The sequence below is a fragment of the Streptomyces sp. NBC_00247 genome, assembly GCF_036188265.1.
In the GTDB taxonomy this organism is placed as follows: Bacteria; Actinomycetota; Actinomycetes; order Streptomycetales; family Streptomycetaceae; genus Streptomyces.
Window position 1 is genome coordinate 3,622,921 of sequence record NZ_CP108093.1, and the last position, 17,358, is coordinate 3,640,278.

The window sequence follows — 17,358 nt, forward strand, 5'->3', positions numbered from 1 at the left end:
GTACCGCCTTTCCGCCTTTTCGCCTCCGACACCGGGCCCCGCACCGGTCAACGACACCCCTACGAAAGGAGATTCGAACTCATGTACGCATTCGTCGTACCGGGGCAGGGCTCCCAGACCCCGGGCATGCTGGCCGGCTGGCTGCGCGACCCGGTGCACGCCGAGCGGCTGCGCGCCTGGTCCGAGGCCGCCGATGTGGACCTCGTGCACCTCGGCGGCAAGGCGCCGGCCGCGGAGATCGCCCGTACCGAGAACACCCAGCCGCTGCTGGTCGCCGCCGGGCTCCTCGCCCACGAGGCGCTCACCCTGGCCGAGCCGGACGGCCCGCTGGTGGCCGCAGGGCACTCGGTCGGGGAGCTGACCGCGGCGGTGTACGCCGGAGTGCTCGACCCCGCCGACGCCGTGCGGCTGGCCGCGGTGCGTGGCCGGGCGATGGCCGCGGCCTGTGCCGAGGTACCCACCTCGATGGCGGCCGTGGTCGGCGGAGAGGAGGCCGACGTGCTCGGACGCATCCGCGAACTGCACCTGTACGCCGCCACGTTCAACGGCCCGGGGCAGATCGTCGCGGCCGGGCCCACGGCGGAGCTGGAGCGGCTCGTGGCCGCCCCGCCGCGCTCCGCCACGGTGAAGATGCTCCAGGTCGCCGGCGCCTTCCACACCCCGTACATGGAGTCCGCGCGCCGAGCCGTCGCCGCGGCGGCCGAGCGGACCACCTTCCGGAGGCCGACCGGATCCCTCCTGTCGAACGCCGATGGTTCGGTCGTCCGCGAACCGGACGACATCCGCCGCCGCCTGGTCGAACAGGTGGTCAAGCCGGTCCGCTGGGACCTGTGCCTGGAGTCGCTCGGCCGGATCGCACCCGAGGTGACGGTCTGTCTGCCGCCCGCCCGCACCCTCGCGGGCATCCTCAAGCGCCAGCTTCCCGAGCTGGCCGTCGTCTGCGTCACCGCGCCCCGGGACCTCGACAAGGTGCGCTCCCGTATCGGTGCCGCAGGCGCCTGGAAGGAGGACCTCGTCCATGCCGGTGTCTGAGCTGTTCGCACGTGCCCGCGCCGAGCGCCCCGGGCACCTCGCCCTCGTCGACGCCGCCGGGTCGCTGACCTACGCGGAGCTGGGCGCCGAGACCGACCGGGCGGCCGGCTGGCTGCGCGGTCAGGGAGTGGGAGCGGGTGACCGCGTCGTCTACGCCGGTGGCGGCGACCGCACCTTCCTCGCCCTCCTGTGGGCCACGTTCCGCATCGGGGCGGTGTTCGTCCCGGTGCACCCCGACCTCACGGACCACCAGATCGACCACATCGTGCGGGACTGCACGGCCGCTCTCGCCGTCTGCCCGCCCACCGCGGGCGGCGGCGCCCGGACGACGGTGGAGGTGGAGCGGGCCGTGCGCGAGATCGAGCACACGCCCGCCGACCGCACCACCGCCGAGGTCGCGGACGACGCGGTCGCCCTGCTGATCTACACCTCCGGCACCACCGGCCGCCCCAAGGGCGTCGTCTGCCCGCACCGGCAGGTCCTGGCCGCGGTCCGCGCGGTCGACGCGGCCCTCGGCTACCGCGGCGACGACGTGGTGCTGTGCCGGCTGCCGCTCTCCTTCGACTACGGCCTCTACCAGGCCCTGCTGTGCACGCTGACCGGCTCGGCCCTGGTGCTCACCGACCGGGGAGGCGACCTCGGCCTGATCCGGGTGATCGAGCGCCACGGAGTCACCGTCGTCCCGCTGGTGCCCTCGCTCGCGCAGATCCTCGTCCTGCTCCAGCGGAAACTGCGCCGCGCCACCAGGGTCCGGCTGTTCACCAACACCGGTGCACGGCCCAGCCCGGCCGTGATGCGCGAACTGCTCGACGTCTTCCCGGGCTCCGGCTTCGCCTCGATGTACGGGATGACCGAGTGCAAGCGCATCTCGGTCCTGGACCCGGCGCTCTACGAGCGCCATCCCGACTCGGTGGGCCGCGCCATCCCCGGTGTCCTGGTACGGACGGTCGGCCCGGACGGGCGGACCCTCCCCCCGGGGGAGGTCGGCGAGATCGTCGTGGAGGGCGAGACCGTGATGGCCGGGTACTGGGGCATCCCGCTGGAGCGGCAGAGCCGGTACGTGCGCCGCGCCGACGGCTCCCTGGAGCTGCACACCGGCGATCAGGGCCGCCTCGACGCCGACGGACTGCTGTACTTCGTCGGCCGCGACGACGACATGATCAAACGGCGCGGTGTGCGGATGGGGCTGTCGGAGATCGAGCTCGCCGCCGAGCGCGTCCCCGGCGTGTACGCCGCCGTCGCCCCGCGCCCCGCCGGTGAGGACGCCCCCTTCCTGCTCGCCGTGCAGACCGATCTCGACCCGCACGAGGTCCGTACGGCTCTCGCCCGCCTGCTGGACCCGGCCCGCCTTCCCGACGCGATCGTTCCGCTCGACACCGTGCCGCTGACCGCCAACGGCAAGCCCGACCGCGCGGCCGTCGCCCTGCTGCTCGGGGCCGGCGCCGCCGCACCCTCCCCGGCCGTCCCCACGGCCGCCACCACCGTCCCCGCCGCACTCACAGGGAGCTCCCATGGACCAGTCGCAGTTTGACCAGCTCGTAGAGGAGATATGCGTCGTGCAGGTCACCAGCTCCGAAGTGCCGCTCGTGGACCTCGGCGTGGACTCGCTCCACACCGTCGCCCTGGTGATGGCCGTCGAGGACCGGTTCGGCATCGAGCTGGACCCCGACGCGCTCGCCGACCTCTCGCTCACCTCGTCGGCCGGCCTGCTCAGGCTCGTGCACGAGCAGCTGGCGAGCGGCGCGCACGCCTTCTCGGGGAGCTGACCGTCATGTGGACCGACATAAGACCCGCGGCCGAGATGCCGCAGCTCTTCGAACGGGGCGGTGACCTGATCTCGTTCGCCGGCGGCCTGCCGGACCTCGACCTGCTGCCCCTGAAGGAACTCTCGGAGCAGTTCGCCCGGCTGACCCGGATCGGCGGCCGGATCGCGCTCCAGTACAGCACCCCGCACGTGGCCAAGGCCCTCGTCCCCGCCATCACCGACCTGATGGCCCGCGAGGGCGGCAGAACCGGCGCCGCGCACCTGGTGCCGACCGCCGGATCCCAGATGGGGCTGCTGGCCATCGGCCTCTCTCTCGCCTCGCCGGGGGAGACCGTCCTGTGCCAGACCCCCGCCTACCCGGGCGCGGCCGCCGCGTTCCGTACGGCGGGACTGCGCCTGCACGGGGCCCCCGAGGACGCCGAAGGGCTCGACCCGCTGGAGCTGCGGGCGACCGTGGCCCGGCTGCGGGCCGACGGGCAGCGGGTACGGATGCTGTACTGCAACCCGACCTTCCAGAACCCCACCGGCGCGACCCTCTCCGTCGAGCGGCGTCACCGACTGGCCGACGTGGCGAGGGAACTGGACCTGCTGATCGTCGAGGACAACCCCTACGGGCTGCTCGGCTTCGACGGCGGCACCGTCCAGACCCTCCAGGGCATCGACCCTTCGAACGTCGTCTACCTCGGCACCTTCTCCAAGGTCTTCGCGCCGGGGCTGCGCTGCGGCTGGATCGCCGCGCCCGAGCAGGTCGCGGAGCGGCTGCGCCGCACGACCGAGGTGATGGCGCTCTCGCCGTCGGCATTCGCCCAGGCCGCGCTCGCCGCGTTCCACGCCCGCGGTGGCTGGGACAGCCTGATCGACGCCTACCGCGAGCGCTACCGGGAGCGGTGCGGCCTGATGGCCGACGCGCTGGAGGAGGAGCTCGGGACCGAGGGCCCCTGGCGGTGGCGGCGGCCGGACGGCGGCTTCTACCTGTGGCTGCGGCACGAGGACGGTGCCGACACCGGCCGCTTCGCGCGCGCCGCCGCCGAACAGGGCGTCTCCTTCGTCCCCGGCAGCCACTTCGGGCTCGACGGGGAGTGCGGCGATGCGCTGCGGCTCTGCTTCAGCAACGTCCCGCGCAAGCGCATCCCCGAGGGGGTCGCCCGGCTCGCGGCGGCGCTGCGGGGCGAGGAGGCCGGCACCGGGTCCGGTACCGGCAGGGACATCGGCGCGGAGCCCGGGAGGCGGGTCGCGTGACCAGCACCCGTGAAGCGCTGCGCGAGCACGACTGGGCCGACTTCCGGCCCACCCGGCGCCTCGGCGACAGCGAGTGGCACATGTGGGGCGTCGGACTGCTGCGCAGCGCCGGCTTCCCCGCCTCGGGACTCGACCTGCTCGGCGGGCCGGCGGCGGCCGACGCGGCCGACCGCGGGGACGCGGACGGCTTCACCGCCGCCTACCTCGCCGACAGCGCGGCCGAAACGCGCCGCCTGGCCGCCCTCGCCGGAGACGAGAAGGTCCGCACGGCCATAGCCTGGCAGAACCGCACCGTCTACCGCGTGCTCGACGCGCTCGCCGCCGGCACGGGCAAGGAGTCCAAGCGCAAGCAGCGGGAGCGCACCCTGGCCATGTACTGGCTGCGCTACTGCGCGAAGGCCGAGACCATCGGATTCTTCGGTCCGGCCGCCTGGATGTCCGTCGGGCGTACGCCCGGGGGCCTCGCGGTGGACCACGGCGACCGGCTGGTCGCGCGCAGCCGTACCTACTTCGAACGCTGGGCACTGGCCGCCGTCGCGGACTGGATGACCGCTCAGCCCGGCGCCCGCTGGTGGTTCCCGCCGCTGCCGCGCCCCGACATCCACCTCGACGGCGACCGGCTGCTGCTGCCGGGCGGACGCGTGACGCGGCTGCGCCCGGAGGACCGGCAGGTCCTCGGCCACGCGGACGGGGAGCGCAACGGCGCGGCGATCGTCGAGGCCCTCGTCCGCGAGGACGGCTGGGACGCCGAGGGGGCACGGCCCCGCGTCGAGAAGATCCTGACCCGGCTGCTCAAGCAGCGTGTGCTGAGCTGGGACGCCAACATCCCGGTCGACGTACGGGCCGAGCGGATCCTGCGACGGCGGGTCGCCGCCGTCGCCGACCCCGAGCTGTTCGTCCGCTTCGAGACCGTCCTCACCGGACTCGACCGGCACCGCGACGCCGTCGACGCCGCCACCGGCGCCGACGAACTCGCCGCACGGCTGGACGACTTGGACGCGTACTTCGTCCGGACGACCGGACTCGACGCGTCCCGCGACGAGGGCAAGGCGTACGCCGGCCGCACCCTCTGCTACCAGGACGCGGTACGTGACTGCCAGGTCGAGGTCGGCACCGGCTTCCTGGACGACATCGCCCGGCCGCTCGCCCTGGTGGCCGACGCGGCGGACTGGTTCGGCAACCGCCTGGTGGAGCTGGTCGAGGCGGAGGTGGCCGGGTTCGTCCGGACTGCCGCGCCGCGACGCTCCCCCGTCACCCTCGCCGACGTGTGGCCGCAGGTGCTCGGCCTGTTCTGGGGCGGCGACGGCGCCCGGCCGGTGCACACCGCGACGAGGGAGCTCGCCCGCAAGTGGCGTGAGGTCCTCGACCTCGATCCGGCCGGCGTGGAACCGGTCGCGCTGCGGGTCGCCGACATCGAGCGGCGGGCGCGCGTCGTCTTCGCCACCGGCCCGGTCCGCTCGCCCCACCTCGCCCTGCACAGCCCCGACCTCCAGGTGGTCCAGGAGGCGGACGGGGACCTGACCGTCGTCCTCGGCGAGCTGCACGCCTGCCTCGCCACCTGCGACCTGCCGTTCCTCGACTGGACCAGCGACGCCGGCTCCCTGCGCGACAAGGTGAACGCGGCGATCGGCGCACCTCGCCTGGTCCCGCTGCTCCCGGTCGACTGGAAGCGCAACAGCGGCCGCATGGTGCCCGCCCCCATCGGCGCGGGCGACCGGCTCATCGGGTTCACCCGGGCGCCGTTCGACGACCGGTCGCGGATCGACCCGGCCGCCGCGATCACCCTGACCGAGCGGGACGGCACGGTCACCGCGACCACGCCCGACGGGCGTGGGTGGAGCATGGCCGAACTGCTCGCCGTCCCGGTGTCGATCATCGCCGCGGACGCCTTCAAGATCGGGCTCGACCGGCCGCACGCCCCGCGCGTCGCCCTCGACGGGCTCGTCCTGTTCCGGGAGACCTGGCGGGTGCCGGTCGCGGAGATCCCGCTCGCCGCCAAGCCCGACCGGGCGGGCGACTACCTGGCCGTACGGCGCTGGCTGCGCGCGAGCGGGCTGCCCGACCAGGCCTTCGTGAAGTTCCCGCAGGAGACGAAGCCGTCCCTGGTCGACTTCACCAGCCCCACCCTCGTGCTCTCCTTCGCCAACCTCGTCCGCCGCACCCGGCTCCTCGACGCGGACGCCACCGTGATCCTCAGCGAGCCGTTGCCGCATCCCCGGGACTCCTGGCTCACGGGGGCCGACGGCGAGCGCTACGTCAGCGAACTCCGGCTGCAGATCAGCAGAAAGGTACCGGAATGACCGTGGCACCCTCCGCCGCGGCGACCCGCGCCGCAACCGCGGCCCGTCCCCGCGATCCGGACATCATCGCAACGATCGGCTCCACCCCGCTGGTCGCCCTCGACCGCCTCTTCCCGCCCACGCGCTTCCAGGTCTACGGCAAGTGCGAGCGGTTCAACCCGGGCGGCTCCATCAAGGACCGCGCGGCCCGTTCCATGATCGAACACGCCCTGTCCACCGGGGTGTTGATGCCGGGCATCTCCACCGTGGTGGAGTCCTCCTCCGGCAACCTGGGTATCGCCCTGGCCCAGCTCTGCAACTTCTACCGGCTCGACCTGATCTGCGTCACCGACCCGCGCACCACCGCCCAGAACGCCGCGATCATGCGGGCGTACGGGGCGACGGTCGAGGTCGTGGACCGGGACGCGGAGACCGGCGAGTACCTGCCGTCCCGGATCAGGCGGGTGCGGGAACTCCTGCGCACCCTGCCCGACGCCTACTGGCCCAACCAGTACGGCAACGAGTACAACGCCCTCGCCCACCAGCACACCATGCGCGAGATCCACGAGGCGCTCCCCGAAGCTCCCGACTACCTCTTCCTGGCCGCCGGCACCACCGGCACGCTGCGCGGCTGCGCCGAGTACATCGCCGCCGAGGGCCTGCCCACCCAGGTGGTCGCGGTGGACGCGGTGGGCAGCGTGATCTTCGGCCCGCCCGAGGCCTGGGAGCGCCGGCACCGCCGCACCATCCCCGGGCACGGCGCGGCGGTGGTCCCGGCGCTGCTGCGCCCCGGTCTCGCGGACCGGGTGGTGAAGGTGACCGACCTGGACTGCGTGCGCGGCTGCCGATCCCTGCTGGCGAAGGAGTCGATCCTCGCCGGCGGTTCGTCCGGCGCCGTCATGGCCGCCCTGCTGGACGCCTCCTCCTGGATCACGCCGGGTGCCACCTGCGTCGCGATCCTCCCCGACGGGGGCGACCGCTACCTCGACACGATCTACAGCGATTCCTGGGTGGAGTCCCGCTTCGGCTGACCGCCCGCCCGCGACGCGCCACGCGTCCCGCCCACTCTCCTTCCGTACTTCCCTTCACGCAGAGGAATTGACCAGTCATGAGAATCCTCGGTCGCGAGGACGTCGCCGCCGCGCTCGACGGCCTCGATCCCGCCGTGCTCGACGCGGTACGCACCGCGTACGTGCTGCACGGCCAGGGCCGCTCGGAGGTGCCGTTCTCCGGGTTCCTCCGCCCGCCCGGCGACGACGGCTCCCGCATCATCTCGCTCCCCGCCTACCTGGGCGGACCCGAGCCCGTCATGGGCCTGAAGTGGATCTCCTCGTTCCCGGCCAACGTCGAGCGGGGGCTGCAGCGCGCCTCGTCGGTGCAGATCCTCAACGACCTGCGCACCGGTTACCCGACCGCGGTCCTGGAGGCCAGCCAGATATCGGCGTCCCGCACCGCGGCGTCGGCCGCCCTCGCGAGCCGCACGCTGCACGGTGACCACGCGGTGCGCACGGCCGGCCTGATCGGCTGCGGCACCATCAACCGGCGTGTCCTGGACTTCCTGGTACTGGTCCACCCTGAGCTGCGCACGGTCACCGTCCAGGACGCGGTGCCCGGCCGCGCGGACACCTTCGCCGCCCAACTGGCCGCCGAGCGGCCGGAGATCACCTTCGTGGCCGGCGGTGTCGACGACGCGCTGCGCGCCGGCACGGTCTCCGTCGCCACCACCGACTCCAGCTACTGGCTCGACCTCGCCGCCCACCCCGACCGCCCCGGGCGCCAGGTGATCCTGCACCTGTCGCTGCGCGACCTGAGCACGGACTCCGTCCTGAACGCCTACAACGTGGTCGACGACGTCGAGCACGTGATGCGCGAGGGGACCTCGCTGCACCGCGCCGAGCAGGAGGTGGGCCACCGCCGCTTCGTGGGCGCCGAGATAGCCACCGTGCTCGGCCGGAGCGAGGGGCCGGAGACCCGGGGGACCGTCGTCTTCTCCCCCTTCGGCCTCGGCATCCTCGACCTCGCCGTCGCCAGGGCGATCCTCACGGCGGCCACCCGGGACGGCATCGGCACCGAGGCGGACGGCTTCGACCCCGGCTCGCACCGGGTCACCGCGGCCATGGCGGGAGTCGCGGCATGAGCTTCCTCTTCCCCGAGGGCACCCGGGCCCTGGTCACCGGCGCCTCGCGCGGTATCGGCGCGGCCACCGCGCTGGCGCTCGCGGAGCACGGCTGCGACGTCGTCCTCAACTACCACTCCAGCGCGGCCAAGGCGGAGTCGGTCGCGGAGCAGATCCGCGCCCTGGGCCGCGAGGCCCTCCTCGTCCAGGCCGATGTCGGTGACGAGGCCCAGGTCATGGCGATGTTCAAGCGGATCCGCACCGAGTGGGGGCCGGTCCAGGTCGCCGTCCTCAACTCCGGCGTGACCGCCGACGGCCACCTCGCGGCCATGAGCAGCGCCAAGTGGCAGGAGGTCATCGGCACCAACCTCACCGGCTCCTTCCTCACCGCCCGCGAAGCCACCAAGCAGATGTACGCGAGTGGCGGCTCCATCGTCCTGATCGCCTCCACCAGCGGAATCGCCGGCCGGGCCGGCCAGGCCAACTACGCCGCCAGCAAGGGCGGAGTGATCTCCCTGGCCAAGACCCTCTCGTACGAGGTCGCGCCGCGCGGCATCCGCGTCAACGTCGTCGCGCCGGGGTTCATCGACACCGACATGGTCAAGAAGGTCCCCCCGGCCCACCTGAAGGAAGCCCTCCAGGTGATTCCGCTCGGCCGCACCGGCACCCCTGCCGAGGTCGCCCAGGCCGCCGTCTTCATGGCCTCGTCCGCCGCGTCGTACATCACCGGAAAGGTGCTGACCGTCGACGGCGGAATGATCCCCAACTGACCGCAACACCCACCGATTCACAGGAGGAAACCACATGTCCACCGCCACCTTCGAGGACATCCGCACGCAGGCCGAGGCCCGTCTCGACAAGAACATGAAGGTCAAGTCGATGATCATCGACCGGCTCGGTCTCGAAGTCGAGCCGGCCGTCGTCTCCGACAACCAGCCGCTGTTCGGCCGGGGCCTGGAGATGGACTCGCTGGACACGCTGGAGATCGTCGTCATGGTCAACAACGAGTTCGACGTGCTGATCAGCGACGACGACTTCGAGGCCTTCGGCTCCATCAACTCCCTGGTCGACTTCATCGAGGACCGGGAGACCGGCGCGTGAGCCCCGCGACCGCACTCCTCGAAGCGCAGGCCCCCGCGCCGGTGCGCAAGGCCCTGAGCTACTCGTCCGACGACATCAAGCGGATGCTGCCGCACCGCTGGCCGATGCTGATGATCGACCGGGCCTACGACGTCGTCCCGGGAGTCTCGGGCCGCGGCATCAAGAGCGTCTCCGTCAACGAGCCGTTCTTCGCCGGGCACTACCCGGACCACTCGATCATGCCCGGCGTGATGATCGTCGAGTCGATGGCCCAGCTCGTGGCCGTCGTCTACGTCGCGGAGATCCTCGAAAGCGCCGAGGGCACGGGAGGGGACGACGCCTCGCAGAGCGTCGGCTACCTCGGCTCCATCAGCAACATGAAGTTCTCCCGGCTCGTCGTCCCCGGGGACCAGCTCACGCTGGAGGCCAAGCTCGGGCAGCGCCTCGGCGGCCTGCGCCAGGTGAAGGTGCGGGCGACCGTCGGAACCGAGCTCGCCGCCGCCGGGACGCTCGTCGTCACCACCGGCCGCAAGGGCTGAACTCCCCCTCTCCCTCCGGAGAGAAGACCAACCCAAGCCACAAGACCGACAGAAGGAGGTGTGGTCATGGCCCTCACGATCCGCCCGTACCAGGAGAGCGACGCGCACGCCATCGCGGAGCTCTACAACCGCCACCGCGACAACCCCAACCCGGTCGCCGGGGGTGTCAGCGGCGCCGAACTCGCCCGCGAGCTGGCCGAGCGGGAGACGGCGACGTTTTTGGTGGCCGAGGACGACGACCGGCTCGTGGGTACGTTCGGCCTCTTCCACAACACCGGCCGGCGCTCGGGCCGGGCGGGTGAACTCATCGCCGACATGTTCTTCGTCCACCCCGCCCACCGGGGCGGCCTGGTCACCGGGCGGCTGTTCACCGAGGCCGTCGAATGGATGATGCGCACCGGCTGCCTCGTGCTGCGGCTGACCGTCAACCCGGCCAACACCGTGGCCTTCCGGCTCTACCGGCGCGTCGGCTGCGTGTCGGTGGGCCGGGCGGTCCCCGGCGAGGACGGCAACGTCGAGCTGCACAACTACATCCCGCTCGTCGTACGCGGCGTCCTCGCCGACCTCGGCGAGCGGGCCACGGCGGCCCTCGGCAGCCTGACCAGCTTCGCGTCCGTCACCGAGTCCCGCGACGACGAGCTGCGCTCGGACGTACGGGTGGTGGACGGGGTCCGCACCGTCGACTACAGCCTGGCGCTCGGCGAGTTCCGGATCGACGCGTCCGTGGACGTGGACCGGGGCGCCGTGCGCGAGGCACGCCTCGTCGAGCCCGACGGCGCGGAGCGCGCACTGCGCATCACCCGGCCTCCGTACGAGGTGCGGGCCCCGCGCGGAGTGGCGCCGTACCGGTTCACCGAGTCCGGCCTCACCTGCGAGGTGGACGGGGACGACGGCACGCTGAGCGTCCTGGTGGCCGGGCACCCCGGCCCGGTACTCGTCTCGACCTGGCCGAGCTGCCGGGCCGACCGCCCGGCCGGCTGGCGCGAGGGCGAGCCCCGCGACCTCACCCTGGAGCCCGTCGAGGGCGGGGTGCGGGTCACCGAGCGGGACGGCGACGCCACGGTCACCGGCACCTTCACCCTGGACGGCACCGGGCTGCTCCAGGAGTTCACCCGCACCGGCTCCGCCACCGGCCGGATCTTCCAGACCGTGGGCCTGCGCCAGGGCGTCTTCACCGACGCCGAAGGACAGGACCACCCGATCGGGCTGGGCCAGGGGGTGCGCGACGCATCCGAGATCGTCGCCGCCTCCCGGACCGTCCCGGAGGGCGCGGAGCTGACCTGGCGGGGGCGGGACGTACGCGTCCAGCTGCCGGTGGACGGGCCCCTGCGGCTGGTCCACAGCACGCTCCTGGAGCGCCGCTGCGAACCCGGCGCGGACGGCGTGGCCCGGATGCGCACCACCATCCGCCCGAGCGGCGCGGACACCCCGCGCCTCCTGGAGGCGCACGCCGCCGCGGGAGGCGTCACCGTCTGGCGGGAGGGCACCACCAAGGTGCTGCGCAGCCCCTACCCCCGCACCCGCTCCTACGGCTACAACCCCCACTGGTCCGCGGGCCTGTGGGTGACCCACGAGAACAGCCGCCACGACCGGGCCGCGGGGCTCGGCTGGGGGGTGCCGGCCCCCGGTGCCTGGGAGGAGAAGCACCCCCTCGGCTTCCACGCCCCCGAGTCCGGCCTCGACTGGGAGATCGCCGCCGACGGCGACGGGATCCGCGTCGACGTACGGGCCGGCGGGACGGACCGCGAGAGCGTGGTCTGGCTCACCCCGCAGACACCGCTCAAGACGGCCGTCGTCCTCGACTCGGACGGCGAGCGCTGGGAGCTGAGCTCCGGCGACTTCCGCCAGGTGTGGGCCCGCCGGGCGGCCGTCCGGCTCTCCGACGGACGGTGGCTGCACTGCGCCCCCGCCGCCGGTCCGCACGACGAACTGGTGCTGCGCGCCTCGCCGTCGGGCCTGCTCGTCGGCGGCGTGTCCGCCGCACGGGAGAGCTCCTGGCTGCTCTCCGTGCACGACGTACCCCTTTCCTTCTGAAACCACCGACCCGAAAGGCAACGACAGATCATGACCGCCACCACCATCGCCCCGGCCGTCCGCACCGCCTCCGAGGACTACGCCACCCTGCGCACCGCCGTCGGCGCCTACCGCGTCACCGCCCCACTGGTCCGGCTGACCGGTGACGACCGGCTGACCTTCCTGGACGGCTTCCTCGCCAAGTCCGCCGACTACGTGGAGCCCGACTCGGTCCGTGAGGTGCTGGCGCTGAACGCGGACGGCACGCCGTTCGCCATCCTGCTGCACTTCGAGATCGGCGAGGAGTCGTGGCTGCTGCCGCGCACCGCCGTCACCGCCGTCGAACTCGGCGAGTACCTCGGCCGGTTCGACGCGTCCGCCGGCGTCACCGTCGAGATCGCCCCCGAGGGCTGGGGCGCCACCGCCTTCGAGGGTCCCGTGGCGTGGTCGGTCGCGGCCGGCTTCGTGGACTTCGACATCTCCGGCCTGACCCTGCACGCCGTCACCGAGTCCACCCTCGACGTCCCCGGCGCCACCGCCCACCTGGCCCGCGTCGGCACCACCGGAGAGTACGGCTACCTGCTGCTGTCCGACGCCCCGCAGGCCGCCCACGAGGCGGTGCTCGCGGGCGTCGCCGACAAGGGCGGCGCCGAGATCGGCGAGGAGGGCCTCTCCCGGGTCCAGACCGAGGCCGGCATGGGCGTGTACAGCGCCGGCTTCGGCGAACTGGGCGTCGCGGAGGCCGACCTGGCCTGGATGATCGACTGGAGCCGGACCGGCGAGTTCCACGGCTCCGACGAGCTGACCGCGCCGACCGGGTCCGAGGCCCGCCTCACCGCACTCGTCGCCCCGGTCGGCAGCCGCTTCGCAGCCGGTACCCCGGTCACCGCGGCCGGCCAGGAGGTCGGCACCGTCCTCCACCAGGCGCCGGCCGCCAACCCGGAGGAGGAGCTGGTCCTGGCCCTGCTCGACAACCCCTTCTGGGTGCCGGGGCTGGAACTGACCGCCGCGGACCGGGCCGGGGACGAGCGCCCGGTGCGCACCGCGACCCTGCCCCGGGTCATCGCCCGCTCCCTCACCATCAAGATCGCCTGAAAGGCCGGGTCATGACACCTGCGAACATCGCCCTGACAGGCCTGGGCCTGATCACCGGCGCCGGTGACGACGTGGAGAAGAGCTGGTCGTCGATCGCGGCCGGCACCACCGGCATCCGCACCAACACCCTCTTCGACACCTCCGAGCTGCTCACCGACTGGGCGGGCATGGCCACCGCCGAGCAGCCCGCCGACCTGGACCGCTGCTACGCGCTCGCGGCCACCGCGATCCGCGAGGCCCTGCACGGCAGCGGCCTCGACCTCGCGGCCGTGGACCGCGACCGGGTGGCCGTCGTGGTGGGCTCCAGCCTCGGCGCCATGCCGACGCTGGAGGCCACCCACCGCACCTTCGTCCTGGAGGGAAGGCTGGACGTCGAGCAGGCAGTCGCCTCCCAACTCCCCTGCGTGGGCGACTACATCGCGGCGGAGTTCGACCTGCGCGGCCCGCGCGTGGTCCTCTCCAACGCCTGCGCGGCCAGCGCCGTCGCCCTCGGCTACGCCGCCGAGCTGCTGTGGAAGGGCGACGTCGACTACGTCGTGTGCGGCGGCGTCGACCCGCTGGCGGAGCTGTCCGCCTACGGGTTCAGCGCGCTCGGCGCGCTGGACGCCGAGCCGTGCTCGCCGCTCTCCGCCTCCACCGGACTCACCCTCGGCGAGGGCGCCGGATTCATGGTCCTGGAGTCGGTGGAGCGGGCCGAGGGACGCGGCGCCCGCGTCCTCGCGGAGCTGGGCGGATACGGCCTGTCCTGCGACGGCTACCACCAGACCGCGCCCGACCCCAGCGGCAAGGGCGCCTGCGCCGCCATGGCACAGGCCCTCGACACGGCGGGCCTCACCCCCGCCGACGTGGACTACCTCAACCTGCACGGCACCGGTACCCCCGCCAACGACGCCTCCGAACCCAAGGCGCTGAAGCTCCTGTTCGGCCTGGAGATACCGGCGGCCAGCTCCACCAAGTCGATCCTCGGCCACACCCTCGGCGCGGCCGGCGCGGTCGAGGCCGTGGTGAGCACCCTGGCCATCGACCGGGGCACGCTGCCGCCCACCATCAACACCCGGGGCGTCGCCTCTCCGTACGGCCTGGACGTCATCCCGGAGACCGGCCGCGACGCGCGCCCCGAGGTGGTGGTGTCGAACTCCTTCGCGTTCGGCGGCAACAACGCCTCGGTCGTCATCAACCGGCCCGGCCGTACCGGCTCCCGGCCGCCCCGCCGCGAGGCCGTCCAGGAGGTCGTCGTCACCGGCGTCGCCGGCCTTGCCGGAACGGCCGGCGGCACCGAGGCGATCACCGCGGCGTTCGCCGAGGGACGGCCCTGCTTCGACACCTTCGAAGAGGTCGTGGGCATCGGCAGGGTGCCGGTCGGCCGGGTGGACATCAAGGCCGCTTCGCGCGGTACGAACCCCAGCCGGGCCCGCCGCATGGACCCGCTGAGCCTGCTCGCCGCGTCCGCCGTGAACGACCTGTACGCACGCCACGGCAAGCCGTCGCGTGACGTGGCGGAGTCGACCGGCATCGTCTTCGCCACCGGGTACGGTCCGGTGACCTCGGTCCTGCGGTTCCACGAGGGCGTGGTGCGCTCGGGCATCACCGGTGCCAACCCGTCCCTGTTCGCCAACACCGTCGTCAACGCCGCCGCCGGCCACGTCGCGATGCTCCACCGCTTCCGCGGCTACACCGCGACCATCGCCAACGGCGGCACCAGCTCCGTGCTCGCGCTCCAGCTCGCCGCCAGGGTCATCGCCCGCGGCGCAGCGGCACGGATCATGGTGGTGGTCGCCGACGAGTTCCCCGAGCAGGCCCTCGCCACCCAGGCGGCGCTGCCCGGCTACGCCCGGTCCGCGCACGTCGTGCCCGGCGGGCGCACCGGTACCGTCCTCAGCGAGGGCGCCGCCGCGATCCTGCTGGAGAGCCGGGAGGCGGCCCGGGACCGGGGCGCCGACGTCCTGGCGCGGGTCCGCGGCTTCGGCGCCAGTGGCGAATCGGCCGGTATCGGCCGCATCGCCAGGGACGGCGCGGCCTGGGGGCGCTCCCTGCGCTCCGCGCTCGCCGAGGCGGACCTCGGCCCGGAGGGGATCGGCACGGTCGTCTCGGCCGCGTCCGGCCACCCCCTGGTCGACCTGGCCCAGCGGGCGGCCCTGCGCCACACCGGGCTCGAAGGCCGGCCGGTCCTCGCTCCCAAGGCCCTGCTCGGCGAGACCTACGGCAGCGCGGGCGCCCTCGGCCTGGTCGCCGCCCTCACCGGTGCCGGCACCTCCGGCCCCGTGCTGCTGTCGAGCTTCGCGTACGGCGGCAGCTACGCGGCGGCCGTCCTCGACCCGGAGGCGTGATGGGCGCCCTGATGGGACTGCTCCTCGATCCGGGACGGACCGGGTACACGCTGGCGCCCGACGGGCCGTCGGCGGTGGGGGAGGCGGTGGGGGAGGCGATCAACGTCCTGGTCTCCCGGCACCGCGGGCTGCCCCGCGACCGGATGGGGCACCGCCTGTCCGCCTCGGGCCGCTCCCTGATCGTCGGGGCGCTCGACACGACGTACGGCATCCGGATCACCGCCGCCGACCTGGCGCGGGACGGCCACAAGCGCTGGTCGGTGCCCGCCCTGGACCTGTCCGCCTCGGTGGCGCACGCCGGCGCCTACAGCGCCGTGGCCTTCGCGCCCGCCGGACGCGCCATCGGCGTGGACATCCAGGACGAGCGCGACCGGCCGGGCGCCCTGCGCTGGCTCGGTGACCTGCTCGGGCGCGAGGAGCCGGCCACGATCAGGGACTTCGCCGAGTGCGAGGCGCTCATCAAGGCCTCGCACCTGACGAAGGAGACCTTCGCCGGAACCCGGCTGCCTCCGTGGCAGCCGGGCTGGCGGCCCACGAACACCGGTACCTACGAGGTGCGTTCGGTCGTCCTGCGGCCCGAGGACGAACCGCCTCTGCACCTCGCCCTCGCCTGCGACGCACCGGCCCCGGTGCGCTTCCACCACCTGGAGGAGGAATGACCCTCACCGCCGCGCGGCCGTACACCCGCCGCATCTCCCCGATCGAACGGGGATATCTCAACGCCGCCGCGACCGGCACCCCGCAGCTCATCCAGATGGTGATCGAGGGCGAGGGAACACTCGACGCCGTCGCGCTGGGCCGGGCCGCGCGCGCGGCGACCGAGGCGAGCCCCGGTCTCGCGGTACGCCGCCGGGGCCCGCTGTGGCGCGCCGACGGCACCGCCCCCGAGGTCGTGGAACTGCCCGCCGGTACCGGTCTCGACCACCCGTTCTTCCACCGCGATCTGTCGGTGGTCACCGGGCCCGTCTGCGAACTGGGCCTGATCCGTGACGGGGAGACCACCCGGCTCGTCGTCCGGGCCAGCCACATCGTCACCGACGGGCGCGGTCTGCGGCAGTGGATCGCGGACCTCTTCCGGGCCCTGCGCGACGAGGACCTGGCGGGCTGCCCGGACACGGTGGACGACGCGCACTTCCGCGCGGCGGCGGGCGACGTCCGCCCGGCCCCCGAGGCCACCCGTCTCACCGGACTGCCCGCCATCATCGGCCGGGGGCCCGCGGGCGAGCGGCCCCTGTGGCTGAGCCGCCGGGTGCCGGCCGCCCCGTCCGGGGTCACCGCACGCGCGGCGGCGGCGCTCTCCCGCCACCTCACCACGGACACCGGCCGCCTGATCGTCCCGGTGGACCTGCGCCGCCACGACACCACGACGCGCTCCACCGCGAACCTGACCTCGCAGCTCGTACTCGACCTGCGCCGTGACGACGCCTGGAAACGCGTCCACTCCACGCTGGTGCGCGCCCTGATCGCCAAGACCGAGGTCGCCGTCCTCGACCGTGACTTCCTGCGCGACAACCCGTTCGCCAACAACCTGAGCGAGGCGCGCGCGTTCGACGGCAACAGCTTCCCCTGCACGGCGATCATCTCCGACCACGGCGAGGTCGACCCGTCGGCCTTCTCGACGCCGGACTTCCGCGCCGACTCCTTCCGCACCCTGCCGATGCTGGTCCCGTACGCCGAGATGTTCCTGAGCGCCTGCCGCGTGGGCGACAGCACCGAGCTGACCCTGGCCTGCCGCGACCGGCCGGGCGCCCGGGAGAAGGCCGAGGCGCTCCTGGACGACGTCGCCGAGGCCCTGAGCTCCGCCTGAGCCGGCGATCCGCTCCCGGCGGTCGCCTCCGTCCCGGCAGGCGAACCAGGTCCCGGCAGGCGATTC

Annotated in this window: 15 protein-coding genes; all 15 read left to right on the top strand. The window is 73.5% G+C overall.

Annotation, left to right across the window (positions count from 1 at the left end; translation table 11 throughout):
* Window positions 1-81 precede the first annotated feature (81 nt).
* Window positions 82-1,032 (top strand): ACP S-malonyltransferase, encoded by a 951-nt coding sequence (locus OHT52_RS15390; protein ID WP_328720713.1) that lies wholly within the window; start codon window positions 82-84, stop codon window positions 1,030-1,032.
* Window positions 1,019-2,563, top strand: a complete 1,545-nt coding sequence (locus OHT52_RS15395) for a class I adenylate-forming enzyme family protein (protein WP_328720714.1) — start codon at window positions 1,019-1,021, stop codon at window positions 2,561-2,563. Before OHT52_RS15390 ends, OHT52_RS15395 begins: the two co-directional genes overlap by 14 nt.
* Window positions 2,544-2,798, top strand: coding sequence for an acyl carrier protein (locus OHT52_RS15400; protein ID WP_328720715.1), 255 nt, complete (start codon window positions 2,544-2,546; stop codon window positions 2,796-2,798). The genes OHT52_RS15395 and OHT52_RS15400 overlap by 20 nt, the downstream gene beginning before the upstream one ends.
* 5 nt (window positions 2,799-2,803) lie before the next feature.
* Entirely contained in the window at window positions 2,804-4,036 is a 1,233-nt protein-coding gene (locus tag OHT52_RS15405; protein WP_328720716.1) for an aminotransferase-like domain-containing protein, read from the top strand.
* Window positions 4,033-6,336: a lantibiotic dehydratase gene (locus OHT52_RS15410; protein WP_328720717.1), complete on the top strand. Its 2,304-nt coding sequence runs from the start codon at window positions 4,033-4,035 to the stop codon at window positions 6,334-6,336. The genes OHT52_RS15405 and OHT52_RS15410 overlap by 4 nt, the downstream gene beginning before the upstream one ends.
* Window positions 6,333-7,346, top strand: a complete 1,014-nt coding sequence (gene sbnA / locus OHT52_RS15415; protein ID WP_328720718.1) for a 2,3-diaminopropionate biosynthesis protein SbnA — start codon at window positions 6,333-6,335, stop codon at window positions 7,344-7,346. The genes OHT52_RS15410 and sbnA overlap by 4 nt, the downstream gene beginning before the upstream one ends.
* A 77-nt stretch (window positions 7,347-7,423) precedes the next feature.
* Window positions 7,424-8,452, top strand: coding sequence for a 2,3-diaminopropionate biosynthesis protein SbnB (gene sbnB / locus OHT52_RS15420; protein ID WP_328720719.1), 1,029 nt, complete (start codon window positions 7,424-7,426; stop codon window positions 8,450-8,452).
* Window positions 8,449-9,201 (top strand): SDR family oxidoreductase, encoded by a 753-nt coding sequence (locus OHT52_RS15425; protein WP_328720720.1) that lies wholly within the window; start codon window positions 8,449-8,451, stop codon window positions 9,199-9,201. Before sbnB ends, OHT52_RS15425 begins: the two co-directional genes overlap by 4 nt.
* A gap of 34 nt (window positions 9,202-9,235) precedes the next feature.
* Window positions 9,236-9,532 carry an acyl carrier protein gene (locus OHT52_RS15430; protein WP_327176689.1) on the top strand — a complete coding sequence of 99 codons (297 nt, stop codon included), beginning with the start codon at window positions 9,236-9,238 and terminating at the stop codon, window positions 9,530-9,532.
* Complete coding sequence (gene fabZ, locus OHT52_RS15435; RefSeq protein WP_328720721.1) at window positions 9,529-10,050, top strand: 3-hydroxyacyl-ACP dehydratase FabZ; 522 nt, start codon at window positions 9,529-9,531, stop codon at window positions 10,048-10,050. Before OHT52_RS15430 ends, fabZ begins: the two co-directional genes overlap by 4 nt.
* Before the next feature lie 66 nt (window positions 10,051-10,116).
* Window positions 10,117-12,084 (top strand): GNAT family N-acetyltransferase, encoded by a 1,968-nt coding sequence (locus OHT52_RS15440; RefSeq protein WP_328720722.1) that lies wholly within the window; start codon window positions 10,117-10,119, stop codon window positions 12,082-12,084.
* A 30-nt stretch (window positions 12,085-12,114) separates the two neighbouring features.
* Entirely contained in the window at window positions 12,115-13,158 is a 1,044-nt protein-coding gene (locus OHT52_RS15445; RefSeq protein ID WP_328720723.1) for an aminomethyl transferase family protein, read from the top strand.
* Between the two features lie 11 nt (window positions 13,159-13,169).
* Complete coding sequence (locus OHT52_RS15450; protein ID WP_328720724.1) at window positions 13,170-15,485, top strand: beta-ketoacyl-[acyl-carrier-protein] synthase family protein; 2,316 nt, start codon at window positions 13,170-13,172, stop codon at window positions 15,483-15,485.
* Window positions 15,485-16,144, top strand: coding sequence for a hypothetical protein (locus OHT52_RS15455; RefSeq protein ID WP_328720725.1), 660 nt, complete (start codon window positions 15,485-15,487; stop codon window positions 16,142-16,144). Before OHT52_RS15450 ends, OHT52_RS15455 begins: the two co-directional genes overlap by 1 nt.
* On the top strand, window positions 16,141-17,292 hold the full coding sequence (locus tag OHT52_RS15460) for a hypothetical protein (protein ID WP_328720726.1): 1,152 nt from the start codon (window positions 16,141-16,143) through the stop codon (window positions 17,290-17,292). Before OHT52_RS15455 ends, OHT52_RS15460 begins: the two co-directional genes overlap by 4 nt.
* Window positions 17,293-17,358 lie beyond the last annotated feature (66 nt).

Coding starts and splice junctions, on each gene's coding strand:
- OHT52_RS15430 (WP_327176689.1), top strand. CDS start 9,236: ATGTCCACCGCCACCTTCGAGGACATCCGCACGCAGGCCGAGGCCCGT.
- OHT52_RS15440 (WP_328720722.1), top strand. CDS start 10,117: ATGGCCCTCACGATCCGCCCGTACCAGGAGAGCGACGCGCACGCCATC.
- OHT52_RS15445 (WP_328720723.1), top strand. CDS start 12,115: ATGACCGCCACCACCATCGCCCCGGCCGTCCGCACCGCCTCCGAGGAC.
- OHT52_RS15450 (WP_328720724.1), top strand. CDS start 13,170: ATGACACCTGCGAACATCGCCCTGACAGGCCTGGGCCTGATCACCGGC.
- sbnA (WP_328720718.1), top strand. CDS start 6,333: ATGACCGTGGCACCCTCCGCCGCGGCGACCCGCGCCGCAACCGCGGCC.
- OHT52_RS15400 (WP_328720715.1), top strand. CDS start 2,544: ATGGACCAGTCGCAGTTTGACCAGCTCGTAGAGGAGATATGCGTCGTG.
- OHT52_RS15425 (WP_328720720.1), top strand. CDS start 8,449: ATGAGCTTCCTCTTCCCCGAGGGCACCCGGGCCCTGGTCACCGGCGCC.
- OHT52_RS15460 (WP_328720726.1), top strand. CDS start 16,141: ATGACCCTCACCGCCGCGCGGCCGTACACCCGCCGCATCTCCCCGATC.
- OHT52_RS15405 (WP_328720716.1), top strand. CDS start 2,804: ATGTGGACCGACATAAGACCCGCGGCCGAGATGCCGCAGCTCTTCGAA.
- OHT52_RS15390 (WP_328720713.1), top strand. CDS start 82: ATGTACGCATTCGTCGTACCGGGGCAGGGCTCCCAGACCCCGGGCATG.
- OHT52_RS15455 (WP_328720725.1), top strand. CDS start 15,485: ATGGGCGCCCTGATGGGACTGCTCCTCGATCCGGGACGGACCGGGTAC.
- OHT52_RS15395 (WP_328720714.1), top strand. CDS start 1,019: ATGCCGGTGTCTGAGCTGTTCGCACGTGCCCGCGCCGAGCGCCCCGGG.
- sbnB (WP_328720719.1), top strand. CDS start 7,424: ATGAGAATCCTCGGTCGCGAGGACGTCGCCGCCGCGCTCGACGGCCTC.